We start from the raw sequence: 13342 nt of genomic DNA, 5'->3' as shown, positions 1-13342 counted from the left end.
CTCGAAATCATGGTCAGCCGGAATTCGCCCGCCACATCGATCGGCGCCGTCGATCGAGCGCTTCCGCGAGGGCGGAAGCGATCTCGTCGTCGCGAAAAGGCTTTTGTATGACTGCGATGGCACCGTCAAATCCATCCTGAAGCGAGCTGGCGTCGCCCGTCACGAAAATCACCTGTATGCCAAAGCGATCGACAAGCCGGCGGGCGAGCAACCGTCCGCTATTGCCGTCGGCAAGACCCAAATCGACGAGGGCGATGTCAGCGCGCGGTGCATAAGCGAGCGCCTGCTCGACGGTTGAGACGGGGCCGAGCCGCTCATGGCCTTGTTCTTCGACAATGGCTTCCAGAAGGGATGCTATGAGAAATTCGTCTTCGACGATCAAAACGCGCATTGGGGTGCCTCCATCCCGGGAGATCTAGGCGGGCAAGCGGATCGGTCAATGGCGTATCGACCATTTGCACGTCTCCGCGTGCGTCTGCGCGTGAACCCGGTTCGGTTGGCACGCAGATAACCAACCATGTCGGGGCGGTTCGGCCATTTCTTTCAAGCGCGCTTTTGGCGTAAGGCCGATGGCCGCTACCGGCATCCTACCGGGTTCGGGTTTTGGCTCGTGGCGTGCCGGTGCCGAGATCGATCGTCGCGTAATGCGCGCTCTTGTACTCGTACATCAACGCATCGGCGCGCTTGATGACGGATTCGATTGTCTCACCGTTCTCGCTGGTCGCAACGCCATAGGACATGCTGAGCGGTGCGGTGGAGTAGAACTGATTGTTGATCCTTAAAAGCTCCAGGATGGTCTCCACCATCGTAGCGGCGGATTTCGCGTCTGCGCCGGGCAGGAGAACGGCGAACTCGTCTCCGCCGATCCGGCAGGCGTGGTTTGGGGCATGCACCGCGCCATTGAGGATTTCACCGAAACGGCGCAGCAGACCGTCGCCCGCATCATGGCCCAACTGGTCATTGGTGACCTTGAGGCCATTGAGGTCGATCACGATGGCCGAGACCGGCCGTAGCGATTTCCGCTCGAGCCGGTTGATCTCGTCGGCGTAGAATGCGCGGTTGTAGAGCTTTGTCAGGACGTCGTGCTTGCCGAGATATTCGAGATAGGCTTCCGCCTTCTTGCGTGCGGTGATGTCTGCAAGCGCCACCTGAACCCGCGACCAATCGTGTTCATGTCCCGGAAACACGGAAAAATGCAGCAGGATGTGGCGCTCCGATCCGTCGAGCGCGTAATTGATCACCTCGCGGTGGTGGAAGAGATTGCCGTTCCAAAGCTCCATGAGCTGTTCGCGAAACGGCTTTTGCATATCGTCGCGAAAGATTTCACCAAGCCGCTGCAGAAGGTCGCGGAGGTCTTTTGCACCGAAGAGATTAAGCGTCGCCTGGTTGACGTCGATCACCCTGATCTCGCTCATGCACTGCTGCACGAACTCCGGATGCACGTCCATGAAGGTGCGGAAGTCGGTGATGCCGCGATCGCGGATGTCTTCAATCAACGTGCGAATGCGGCTGAAGTCCTCGATCCACAGCGAAACAGGGGAGTGCTCGAAGATGCCTTCCGCCTGCCGCCTCTGCTCTTCTTCCGCACGGCGGGCATCCTCGCGCTCGGTAATGTCTTCGGTCGTCAGAAGCAGCCTGCCGAGCGTACGTTCGTGACCGGGCAGCACGGCGCCGCGCAGCTGGATATCGAGCCGCCGGCCGGTGATCGTGTAATTGACGGTCGTGCTCGAAAAGGTCAGCTCGCCATCGAACAGCGCTGCCAGCTCGTTGATATGGGTATCCAGCATGTCGTCGCGGAAGATTGCGGCGATATTGGCCGTCAGGTGCTCAAGGTCCTTGGCCTCGAAAAGGTCCAGCGTCTTGGCGTTGACGCCGACAACCCGGATCCGCTTGGAGCAGGCAATGACCCGGTCCCGATCCTCTCGCAGGAAGGCCCTGATATCGGTGACACCCTCTGCGCGCCACGCGTCGAAAAGCGCCTTTACCCCGCTGAAATCTTCGATCCACATGGCGATCGGCGCGAGGTTGAAAATATCGGAATCGAAAGCAGCGGTCATCGGCATTGCCTAGAGAGAGTTAGAGCTGCCGTGGCAACCCTGTCCGGAAGACATTACCTTATGACGAAGAGGTAAACCGCTGCTTTCTGAATGCCTGATATGTGAGGAATGTTGCCCGGGAAGCCAGGTTCCCGGGCGCTCTGTTCCGCTCAGTCCATCTGGACCTTCGCGTCACGGACGACCGGCGTCCACTTGGCGATTTCGGCCTTCACATGGGCGCCCAGCTCCTCCGGCGTGGAGCCGACGATGGTGGCGCTGAATTCTTTCATGCGCTCGGCCACCGCAGGATCCTTCAGCGCCGTGTTCGCCGACTGATTGAGGCGGGCGATCACTTCAGTGGGCGTGCCCGCCGGTGCGAAAAGGGCGTTCCATGTATAGGTTTCATAACCGGGAATGCCCGATTCGGCGACCGTCGGGACATCGGGGAAGGATGTGGCCCGCTCCTTCGTCGTCACCGCCAGGGCGCGCAGCGTGCCGGCCTTGATGTGGCCGGACGAGGAGGGCAGGTTGTCGAACATGATCGGCACCTGATTGGCAATGACGTCGTTCAGCGCCGGTCCCGCACCCTTATAGGGAATATGGACCATCTCGACGCCCGCCATGCTCTTGAAGAGTTCTCCGGAGAGGTGCAGCGGCGTACCGTTCCCCGATGAGGCGTAGCTGTATTGATCCGGCGCGCCCTTCAGCAGCGCCAGCAATTCCTCGACATTCTTCGCCGGCAGCGCAGGGTTGACGACCAGCACGTTCGGTACGACGACGAGCAGCGAGATCGGAGCGAAATCCTTTTCCGCATCATAGGGCGTCGATTTGAGGATGAGCGGGTTGAGCGCATGGGTGGCCACCGTGCCCATCAGGATCGTGTAGCCGTCCGCATCGGCACGGGCGACATTGTCCGCGCCGAGATTGCCGCCAGCGCCGGCGACGTTCTGGACGATCACCTGCTGGCCGAGATCCTCCGACATCTTCTGCGCGATGATCCGCGCCACCACATCCGTCGAGCCACCGGCGGCGAAGGGAACGACAAGGGTGACCTGCCTTTCCGGGAAGCCGTCAGCCAAGGCGGGCGCATTCACAGCCAGCAGGGACAGCAGCGACAATCCGGCAGAGAGCGCCATGCGGCGCGTCAGTTTGGACATTTTCATTGCGTTTCTCCTCTCTTTCAAACCATGCAGGCGGGCGCCTCGCGCGCCCGCCCGCCACCTCGGGGCCCGCCCCTCCAGGCGGTATGAACCCTGTTCTCAATCCTCTTCCTGGAAAACCTCCTCGCGCTTGGCCTTGACCGAGGGAAGGAAGACGACAACGAGCACGGCGAGCGCAATCAAAAGCAGGATGGCGCTGATCGGCCTTGTGACGAAGGTGGTCGGGTCGCCGCGCGACAGGATCATCGCGCGCCGAAGGTTCTCCTCCAGCAACGGTCCCAGCACAAAACCGAGAAGCAACGGTGCCGGCTCGCAGCGCAGCTTGACCAAGAGGTAGCCGGCGAGCCCGAAGAAGGCGACGGCATAGAGGTCGTAGACGTTGGAATTGACGCTGTAGACGCCGATCGAGCAAAAGGCCATGATGATCGGAAAGAGCACGTAATACGGGATTGTCAGCAGCTTCACCCAGAGGCCGATGAGCGGCAGGTTGAGGACGACGAGCATCAGGTTGCCGATCCACATGGAGGCGATGATGCCCCAGAACAGCGCCGGCTGCTCGACGGCAACGTTCGGCCCGGGCACGATGCCCTGGATGATCATCGCTCCGACCATCAGCGCCATGACCGGATTGGCGGGAATGCCGAGCGTCAGAAGCGGAATGAACGAGGTCTGCGCACCGGCATTGTTGGCCGATTCCGGACCGGCAACGCCGGCAATCGCACCCTTGCCGAATTCCTGCGGCGTCGAAGACATGCGCTTTTCCACCGTGTAGGAGGCGAAGGCGGCAAGGATGGCGCCGCCGCCCGGCAGGATGCCGAGCGCTGATCCGATCGCCGTGCCGCGCAGGACGGGGGCGACCATGCGGCGAAAATCATCGCGTGTCGGCCAGAGACCGCTGACTTTCGCCATCAGGACCGATCGTGTCTTCTCGCCTTCCAGATTGCGCAGGATCTCCGCCACGCCGAAGACGCCGACGGCGACGGCGACGAAGTTCAACCCGTCCGCATATTCACGGATACCGAGGGTGAACCGCGGCGTGCCGGTATAGATATCCGTGCCGACGAGGCCGAGCAGCAGGCCGAGCGACACCATGGCGAGCGCCTTGACGATCGACCCGTGCGCCAGCGCGATCGAGGAGACGAGACCGACGATCATCAGGGAGAAGTACTCGGCCGCCCCGAATTGCAGGGCGAGCGCCGTCAGCGGAATGGCAAAGATCGCTACAAGGAAGGTGGAGACCGTACCGGCGAAAAACGATCCAAGCGCGGCGATCGACAATGCGGCGCCGGCCCGTCCCTTGCGCGCCATCTGGTAGCCGTCGATGGCCGTCACGGCGGACGAGGACTCACCGGGCATGTTGATGAGAATGGCGGTCGTCGAGCCTCCATACTGGGCGCCGTAATAGATGCCGGCGAGCATGATGAGCGACGAGACCGGCTCCAGCTGGAAGGTGATGGGCAGGAGCATGGCGATGGTCGCCGTGGCGCCGATGCCCGGCAGGACGCCGATCAGGGTGCCGAGCAGCACGCCGATGAGGCAGAAGAGCAGGTTTGCCGGAGAGGCGGCGGTCGCGAAACCGAGGGCGAGATTGCTGACGAGATCCATGGCCGCCTCCTAGAACCGGACCCAGGGGCCGAAACGTTCGAACGGCAAGCCCAGCGCATAACTGAAGACCACGACCGAAAAGACCGTGACGGCGGCGGCCAGGATGACGCCCATCAGCGGCCGCATCCGCGTCGAGGCGAAGGCGGCGATCAGCGCTGAGAAGAAGAGCGCCGGCGCAAAACCGAGGCCGCGTACGGTCAGCCCGAAGAAGATCGGTGCGGGAAGGATGAAGAGCATGCCGCGCAGCGCGATCGGCCCCAACGGGCCGCTATCGGTCCGCACCGACTGGATGAGAATGACGATGCCGAGCAGCATCAGGATCAGCGCCAGCACGAAGGGAAAATAACCCGGCCCCATGCGCAAGGCCGTGCCGAGCTCAAGTTCGAAGCTCTGATAGGCAAAGAAGGCCCCAAGGGCGATGAAGATCGCGCCACAAAGCGCATTGGTGGTATCAACCGCGAGCGATTTCATGGTGTTTCCTGTTCTCGACTGGAAGGCGGCCGATCCTGGCATACGAGCCGCGCGGCAGGGGAGCCACGCGGCACGTCCGGATCGGAAGGTGTCCTCAGTCGGCGTACTGGCCGGCGGCTTCGATAACGGTCTTCCAGCGGGCGATCTCGCTTTCGAGCTTCGCCTTCAGCGCCGCCGGCGTCGCGTCGCTTTCCGGCGAAGGCACCGTGCCCAGTTCAGCGAAACGGGCGATGACGTTCGGATCCTTGAGCGCCACCTGAAGCGACTTCGACAGGCGCTCGATGGCCTCTGGCGGCGTGCCCTTCGGTGCATAGACACCGTGCCAGATACCGACCTGGAAATCGGCAAGCCCGCCTTCGATGGCGGTCGGCACGTCGGGAAGCACGTCGAGGCGTGCGGGCGAGGTCACCGCATAGGCCTTGATGGTGCCGCCCTGGATCTGCTTCGTCGTGTTGGTGGTCTGGTCGCACATGATGTCGACCTGGCCACCGAGAAGATCGGTCATGGCCGGACCCGTACCCTTGTAGGGCACGGTCGTCAGCGGCGTCTCGACGGCGCTCATGAACATCATGCCGCAGAGATGTGACGCGGCGCCGATGCCGGCATTGGCGACGGTTACCGTATCCTTGTTCGCCTTCACATACTCGACGAGACTTTTGAGATCGGCCGGCTCGAAATCCTTGCGGGCGACGATGGTCATCGGCACGTCGGTGACGAGACCGACATATTCGAAAGCGTTCAGCGTGTCATAGGCAAGCTTGCGATAGAGCGTGGCGCTTGTCGCCATGCCGATGTGGTGCAGGAGAATGGTGTAACCGTCCGGATCTGCCTGTGCGACCCGGCCGGCACCCAGCGTGCCGCCCGCGCCCCCGACATTCTCGACAATGATCTGCTGGCCAAGATCCTTCGACATCGATTCCGCGACGAGGCGGCCTACCGTGTCGGTCGGGCCACCGGCCGAGAAGGGAATGACCATGGTGATGTTGCGTTCGGGGTAGGTCTGCGCCATCGCCGGCGCAAAGACCATCGAAACGGCTGCAGCGGCTGACATGGCCAGCACGGCGTTCATAAACTTCATCGAATCCTCCCGGATGGACTGTTCCCGCCGGTGTGGCTCCTCCCTCACCGGTCGTAATATCCCAATCTGTGAAGAGGAAGGCCCGGCGGGCAATCGCGCTTCGGCGGTCGCCGGGCATTTTCTGCCGCGGTGCGCCGCAGCATGGGTCGAAATGGAAACAAACGGGCATAGGCATGGGTGGATTTCCACCCAACACGCGTTTCGGCCTATGCCGCGTAGTCGTCGTCGGTGAAGGGCATCTTCTTGTCGAGGTCGTATTTCTGCATCTTCTCGTACAGGGTCTTGCGGGAGATGCCGAGCATCTCATAAACCGGCCGGATGCGCCCGGCATGCGCCGCAAGCGCACTGGCGATGACGCTGCGCTCATAGGCCGCCACCTTGTCGGCCAGTCGCTGCGGCTCGGACTGCGCCTCGTCGCGCTGGGGGTCGAGGCCGAGCACGAGCCGGTCGGCGGCATTGCGCAGTTCGCGGACATTGCCCGGCCAGTTGCGGCTCGCCACCTCAGCGATCACATCGGGCGGAACCTCCATGTCGGCCCGGCCGTAGCGTGCCGAGGCCTCGCGCACCAACTGGAGGAAAAGCAGCGGGATATCGGCGCGGCGCTGCGCAAGCGACGGTACATGCAGCGTGGCGACGTTGAGGCGATAGAGCAGATCGGCGCGGAACCGTCCGGCCGCGACCTCGGCCTCCAGGTCGACCTTGCTGGTGGCGATGAAGCGCACGTCGAGGGGAACGACCTCATTCGAGCCAAGCCGGCTGATCACCCGCTCCTGCAGCACCCGCAGAAACTTCGCCTGGAGGTCGAAGGGCATGGAGCCGATCTCGTCGAGAAGGATCGTGCCGCCGCGCGCATGCTCGAACTTGCCGTAACGCGGCCGGATGGCACCGGGAAAGGCGCCCGCCTCATGGCCGAAAAGCTCGCTTTCGATCAGGTTTTCGGGTAGCGCCGCGCAGTTGATGGCGATCAGCGGCCGGTCCGCCCGGGCGCTGATGTCATGCAGGGCCCGGGCGACGACCTCCTTGCCGACACCCGTTTCGCCGATCACCAGCGTATCCGCATCGGTGGCGCCGATGGCGCGCAGGCTGTAGCGCAAATCGACCATGACCTGTGTGCGGCCCGGCAGACGGGCCTCGATATCGTCCCGCTTGCCGGCGACCGCACGAAGACGACGATTTTCCAGAACGAGGCCGCGCCGATCCATCGCGCGGCGGATGATGCCGGCCAGATGCTGCGCCGTGAACGGCTTCTCGAGGAAGTCATAGACCCCTGCGCGCATGGCCGTCACCGCCAACTGGACATCCGCATGGCCGGTCAGCAGGATGACGGGTATTTCGGCGTCAAGCTCGCGCACCCGCTGCAGAAGCGTCATTCCATCCATGCCGGGCATGCGGATATCACTCACCACGACACCATCGAAACTGTAGCCGACGCGCTCCAGCACCGGCTCGGCACTGGCGAACGTATCGACCTCCATGCCGAAAAGCTCCAGAGCCTGGGCCGACGAACGACGCATCTCTTCCTCGTCATCGATCAGCAGGATCCGGCTCATTCGGCGGCCTCCTGCGCCGGCAATGCGCCGTCCAGCTCGATGCGGAACTCCGCGCCGCCGTCGGCCTTGTTGGATACGGACAGGCCGCCGCCGAAATCCTTGATGATGTTGTAAGATATGGAGAGGCCGAGCCCCAGGCCGCGGCCTACGCCCTTGGTGCTGAAGAAAGGATCGAAGATCCGTTCGGAAATCGCCGCGGGAACCCCCGGCCCATGATCCCGGATCGTCAGGATGACCTTGCCGTCCTGCGCCCGTCCGACAAGTTCGATGCGCCGGTCCTCCAGACCTTCGACGGCATCGGCGGCATTGGTGATGATGTTGACCAGCACCTGTTGCAACCGTACCGACCCGGCCTGGACCCACAGAGGCTGGGGACCGAGATCGATATCCAGCCGGGCATCGGCCGATTTGAGGCGCGCCGCGACGATCTCCAGGGTGTCGCCCACGACGGTTTCGATCGGGACGGGCCCGAGCTTCTCGTTGGGCTTTCGTGCGAAGTTGCGCAGGTGACGGCTGATTGCCGCCATCCGATCGACAAGCCGGGAAATGCGCTGGACATTGTCGCGCGCTTCCTCGACGCGGCCGCGGTCGATGAGCATCGCGGCGCTGTCGGCATAGGTCTTGGCCGCGGTGAGCGGCTGGTTGAACTCATGCGACAGCGCGGCCGACATCTGGCCGAGGCCGGCAAGCTTTCCCGCCTGGATGAGATCGCCCTGCGTCTTTCGCAGTTCCTGTTCCGTCAGCCGACGTTCGGCAATCTCCAGCTCGATCTGCCGGTTGACGAGGGCAAGATCGGCCGTCCGCTCCTCGACCCGCCGCTCCAGCTCGTTGCGCGCTTCGATCTGCATGCGCAGCCGTTCGGCGGCGCGCGTCCGACGCTGCAGGACGATTGCCAGACCGAGGCCCGCGAGGCAGAAGAACAGAACCACGGCGATCAGCATCGTCCGCGCCTGGCTGCGAACCGAGCTGGTGTCCATGAGCACACTGACAGTCCAGTCGGCCTGGGGCATGTATTGCGACAGGACCAGATACTCCCGCGCCGATCCGCCGTCCGCAATGGTCATCAGGTTATGAGAGCCAAGCTCTCCATGTTTGAACGGCAATGGCTTCAGCACGGCTTCCGCATACCGGCGCGACGCCTGCGTGCGTTCCAACCGGTCGGGCGACAAGGGCAGAAGGCTCGAATAGAGCCATTCCGGGCTGCCGGTCATGAAGATGATGCCTTCCGGATCGGACACCAGGATCTTGTATTCACCGCCGCGCCAGAAGGTTTCGATCGTGTCTATATCGACCTTGAAGACGATCACGCCACGGATTGCCTCGCCAACGTGGACGGGCGAGGCGAAGTAGTAGCCACGCTTCAGGGAGGTGGTTCCGAGCGCATAGAAACGCGACTGGCCACCTTTCGCGGCATCCTGGAAGTAGGGCCGGTAGCTGAAATTCTCGCCGATGAAGCTGGTCTCCGACTCGAAATTGCTTGCGGCCACAGTCGAGCCGTCCATCGTCATGACATAGATGTCCGAGGATTCCAGAAGCGCGTTGATCTCCTTGAGATAGAGGTTCGCCGCCTCCACCAGGGCCGCATTGTCGGGATCGCTGACGAGCTCTTTTATGTCGTCATGGTCGGCGATCAGCGCCGGCAGCGGCTCGTAGCGGCTGAGATGGCCGCTGAGCGCCGAGACCGTCAGCCGCAACGCCGATCCGGCCTGCAGCGACGCTTCGTCCAGATAGCTGCGCGTCGCCAGCCGGTCGCCATACACGACCACGACATAGGCGAGCACACACAGCCCAGACAACGCCATGATCACACGATAGGTCACGAAACGCAGGCTCCTCCCCACCTTTCCGGTCGCGGCATTCGGCCGTTGATCAAGTGTAGAGGGCTATCGGCAGCTTTCCAAGTCCCCCGATCGAGACGGCCCCTGATCGCTTTCTCCTTCGTGAACGGGCAAGGCTCACGGGTTTCGACGGGCGCCTTCCGCGGCGCGCCCGTTCCATGGGAACCATACAGGATGCAAAGGGTTCATGGGCAGGTAACCCAGGAGACCACGATGAGTACGATGACGATGAATGAGCTTTCCAAGGCGCTCAGCAAGATCGATTTCTGCATGTTCAACACGAACGGCGGCGAGGGAAAAATCAACAGCCGGCCGATGAGCAACAATGGCGACGTCGAGTATGATGGCGACTCCTGGTTCTTCTCCTACGAAGATACAAGAAAGGTCGGCGAAATCGGTCGCGACGCGCGGGTCGCGTTGACCTTCACCGCACCGCCCAGCCTTCTCGGAAAGCCGGGAATCTTTGTCGCCGTCGATGGCGACGCAAGCGTGATCCGCGACAAGGCGCAGTTCGAAGAGCACTGGGTGAAAGATCTTGATCGGTGGTTTCCCGATGGCATGGACACACCCGGTCTCGTTCTGATCAAGGTATCCGCAAGGACGATCGAATACTGGGACGGCGAGGAAAACGGCCGTATCCGTCCGCGCGAGGCGGATGCCGTGGCGGAAGGCGCTGTTTAACGGCGCGGGAGGACATTCCCGGATGTGAATCTTTGATCGGCGGTCACATCGACAGCCGATATCACATGCACTGCTCGTCGCGTTGCCACCACATCATCGCAAGTTGAATTGGGGGATGAACGACGCGATTCCAAAACACCGGCTTGATTGGTCATGCATATCCATGAAAGGTTCCGGCACCGGACCGTCATTATCTGGCATTTGTTGTTTTGGAGAGCATATGTTCAAATTCTTTCTTATCGCTGCCTCGCTTAGCCTTGTTGCTGTCTCCGCCTTTGCGCAGGATCCAGCCGGAGTCGAGGGCCTGTGGTCCGGCCAGGGAGAAGGGGATCTGACTGTCGATCTCACGCACGTGCAGGACGACATCTACAAGATTTCCATTGGAACGACCGTCCCCATGGACGGCGACGTTCCCGGTTGCGGCGGCGGTATTGCCGGCGAAGTGAAGCTCGACAAGACGGGCGGCAACTTCTTCGTCGAAAATGAATCCTACGATCCCGATTCAACGTCTCCAGGCCTCAGTGAACGCTACTGCGAAATCGGCTTGACGTTCACCGAGGGGCGGAAGCTCGTGCTGGAAGAGCGCAATGGCTGCATTGGCTATCACGGCGCGGCGTGCGGTTTCAGTGGGGAGCTGGTGCATGACGACGCGGGGCTTTGAAGCCTCGCCTAATTCAGCGAATAGCTTGCGGGTGAGCACCTAAGCGCACGACGGCCACATTCGCTTCGCGCGCTGCGGCGAGAAACGCCAGCCGAGCCTTGGACGGAGAGCATTTGCCTTCGATCGCCTTGGCGCAGAATGCGAGAGCGCGCTGAAATGCGCGTCCGTAGGTCACGGGCCATTTTTCGGCCAGCACGAACATGGCATTTCTGGCGTCCCTGATTTCGATTGCGCGGGGCATGCCCGGAAGCAGTATGGCGAGTGCACGGTCCCAAATCGTAGAAAGCATTGCATTTTCCCAGTCTAACCGGGCCGATAAATGCACATCGGGCGAAAGGGTTCCGTGGCTCGACGATGAAATCGCGCAGCACTTCATTCCAAGCAGCGCGAGGACGGGGATGTGCGGCTGAAGACCAGGCGTCATGGTCGTCGCGGCGAGATTGCCGACGCCGATACACAGAGCGAGCGAAAGCGTATCGGCTGGGAAGGCAGGCAGGTCAAGCGCGTGACCGCTGCTTCCCGGACTGGATCGTTACTGCTCCACCAGCTTGTGACTATCCAGGCGGGCACGGTCATTCGGCGATGCCGGTTACCGGTTTTGCCTTAGGATGGTCTCTGCGGCGATGTAGCCCCACGTCATGTTGGGACCGAGCGTCGTGCCGGCTCCGACAGCGCGCGTGCCGAACGGGTTTGCCATCGCGAGGCCTGCCGCATACAGGCCGGCAATGACCGAGCCATCTTCACGAAGAACCTGGCCGCGCTCGTTCGTCCTGGCGCCGCCCTTCGTGCCGAGGATGGAGCGGTTGAGCGACATGCCGACATAGGGCGGTTTGTCGATGGGTTTAAGGCGGTTCGCCGCGCCGTGCGCCTTGTACTCTTCCCAGCTGTTTTCTCCGCGGCGGAAGTCCGTATCGCGGCCCGTCTCGCACTGCGCGTTCCAGCGCGTGATCGTCGCCTCGAGGGCGTCTGGCGAAAGCCCGAGCTCACCGGCAAGTTCGCCCACGGTGTTCGCCGTCTTGACCCAGCCTTTTTCGTAAGCGGCATACCAACGAAAGGGCAGGGCGGCATTGAGGAAGCGGTGATCGCCGACGAGGAACGCCGGCAGGTTGACCGGCATTCCCTGGTCGTCGCGCGCATCCAGCGCCTCGCCGATATTGAAATCGCTTTCGCTGACGAAGCGCTTCGCATGGCGATTGACAACGATGGAATGGGGCTCCGCCTGAAATGTCATGGGCAGGCCGCTCGGGCGCCGCTCATATCGTGTCGGCAGGCACGGATAAATGTTTGCCTGATCCATGCTGAGCAGCGCTGCATCGGCCATGCGAGCCAGCATCTGCCCATCGCCTTCGTTGCTGCTTGGGCTGCCGATCCGGTCGATCGGGCCGGGGAAATACCGGTCCAGCATCTCCTTGTTCCACTCGAAGCCACCACTGGCGATGATCACGCCTTTGGTGGCGTCGATCTGGCGCGTTTCTCCCTTATGCTCCACCTCGACAGCCGTGACTCGGCTTTCCGCATCCTGGATGAGACGCACTGCACGCGTTTCCAGCCGGAATTCGACGCCGGCATCAAGGCATCCCTTGATCAAGCCGACCATCAGCGCCGTACCCTGTCCCCCCGCATTGGTCATCCAGCGGTAAAGGAGCTTGTGCCAGACCTTGAAGCCCGCCTTGACGGGGTGATGATAGATGTCGAGGTCGACGGCTTCCTTGTAGGTGAAGCTGTGCGGCAGGGTCGAACGGCGGAGTTTCGCGGCAAAGCGGCCGAGAAGGCGGCGACTCAAGGCCCTAGGCGTCACCATGCGGCCGAACATCTTGCCGCCCGGAGCCTCCGTGAAGGGATCGGGTTCGGCGACGAGCTGGAAATCGAGCGGCGTGTTCGTCGCAAGAAACTGCAGCATGTCGGGCGCCGCTTCCACGAAGGCAGCCCACCGGCCGCTATCGCTCTCCCTCTGCTGTGGTGGTTGCACGGCATGAAGGTAGGCAAGGGCCTCCTGCTTGCTGTCTGCAATGCCGGCGGCGGCTGCGAGATGGTTTGCCGGAATCCAGATCCCCGCACCGGACATGGCCGAGGTGCCGCCGAGGCGGTTGGATTTCTCGATAACCAGCACCTTCAATCCGCCAATAGCGGCGCGCAAGCCTGCCGCGCATGCCGCGGATCCGGATCCGATCACCACAACGTCGAACTCGTTCATTACCGTCTCCAATCGTATGCATGCACTATAGAGAGAAGAATCTTTATCTGTCTACTATTGTGTAGACA

The 13342-nt window shown here is 62.2% G+C and carries 12 protein-coding genes; 2 read left to right on the top strand and 10 right to left on the bottom strand.

What is annotated here, in order from left to right; genetic code table 11:
• Window positions 1-13: 13 nt before the first annotated feature.
• The 8 genes from K6301_RS20445 to K6301_RS20410 all read right to left on the bottom strand — a co-directional run bounded on the left by K6301_RS20445 (window position 14) and on the right by K6301_RS20410 (window position 9702).
• The gene (locus K6301_RS20445; protein ID WP_134650310.1) at window positions 14-391 is read right to left on the bottom strand and encodes a response regulator; all 378 of its coding nucleotides are present in this window, start codon (window positions 389-391) and stop codon (window positions 14-16) included.
• Window positions 392-587: 196 nt separating this feature from the next.
• Entirely contained in the window at window positions 588-2057 is a 1470-nt protein-coding gene (locus K6301_RS20440; protein ID WP_247222388.1) for a sensor domain-containing diguanylate cyclase, read from the bottom strand.
• Window positions 2058-2206: 149 nt separating this feature from the next.
• Window positions 2207-3199: a Bug family tripartite tricarboxylate transporter substrate binding protein gene (locus tag K6301_RS20435; protein ID WP_247222387.1), complete on the bottom strand. Its 993-nt coding sequence runs from the start codon at window positions 3197-3199 to the stop codon at window positions 2207-2209.
• A gap of 96 nt (window positions 3200-3295) precedes the next feature.
• Window positions 3296-4801: a tripartite tricarboxylate transporter permease gene (locus K6301_RS20430; RefSeq protein WP_247222386.1), complete on the bottom strand. Its 1506-nt coding sequence runs from the start codon at window positions 4799-4801 to the stop codon at window positions 3296-3298.
• Window positions 4802-4810: 9 nt separating this feature from the next.
• Window positions 4811-5272 (bottom strand): tripartite tricarboxylate transporter TctB family protein, encoded by a 462-nt coding sequence (locus tag K6301_RS20425; RefSeq protein ID WP_247222385.1) that lies wholly within the window; start codon window positions 5270-5272, stop codon window positions 4811-4813.
• Between the two features lie 94 nt (window positions 5273-5366).
• Window positions 5367-6350 (bottom strand): tripartite tricarboxylate transporter substrate-binding protein, encoded by a 984-nt coding sequence (locus K6301_RS20420; RefSeq protein ID WP_247222384.1) that lies wholly within the window; start codon window positions 6348-6350, stop codon window positions 5367-5369.
• 206 nt (window positions 6351-6556) lie between these two features.
• On the bottom strand, window positions 6557-7900 hold the full coding sequence (locus K6301_RS20415) for a sigma-54-dependent transcriptional regulator (RefSeq protein WP_134650304.1): 1344 nt from the start codon (window positions 7898-7900) through the stop codon (window positions 6557-6559).
• On the bottom strand, window positions 7897-9702 hold the full coding sequence (locus K6301_RS20410; RefSeq protein ID WP_247222464.1) for a sensor histidine kinase: 1806 nt from the start codon (window positions 9700-9702) through the stop codon (window positions 7897-7899). The genes K6301_RS20415 and K6301_RS20410 overlap by 4 nt, the downstream gene beginning before the upstream one ends.
• Before the next feature lie 249 nt (window positions 9703-9951).
• Between K6301_RS20410 and K6301_RS20405 the strand changes: the two genes are divergently transcribed.
• Window positions 9952-10419 (top strand): pyridoxamine 5'-phosphate oxidase family protein, encoded by a 468-nt coding sequence (locus K6301_RS20405; RefSeq protein WP_247222383.1) that lies wholly within the window; start codon window positions 9952-9954, stop codon window positions 10417-10419.
• 220 nt (window positions 10420-10639) lie between these two features.
• A complete protein-coding gene (locus K6301_RS20400) occupies window positions 10640-11080 on the top strand; it encodes a hypothetical protein (protein ID WP_247222381.1) in 441 nt (146 codons plus the stop codon).
• Window positions 11081-11093: 13 nt separating this feature from the next.
• Here the strand turns inward: K6301_RS20400 and K6301_RS20395 are convergent, their stop codons facing one another.
• Together K6301_RS20395 and K6301_RS20390 are read right to left on the bottom strand one after the other, a co-directional pair.
• Window positions 11094-11369 (bottom strand): DUF982 domain-containing protein, encoded by a 276-nt coding sequence (locus K6301_RS20395; protein ID WP_247222380.1) that lies wholly within the window; start codon window positions 11367-11369, stop codon window positions 11094-11096.
• 300 nt (window positions 11370-11669) lie between these two features.
• Window positions 11670-13274, bottom strand: a complete 1605-nt coding sequence (locus K6301_RS20390; protein WP_247222379.1) for an FAD-dependent oxidoreductase — start codon at window positions 13272-13274, stop codon at window positions 11670-11672.
• Window positions 13275-13342 lie beyond the last annotated feature (68 nt).

Origin of the sequence: Shinella oryzae, assembly GCF_023038235.1 — a bacterium.
In the GTDB taxonomy this organism is placed as follows: Bacteria; Pseudomonadota; Alphaproteobacteria; order Rhizobiales; family Rhizobiaceae; genus Shinella; species Shinella sumterensis.
Note: the sequence above shows the minus strand (reverse complement) of the source record. Positions and strands in the feature narration are given on the sequence as shown.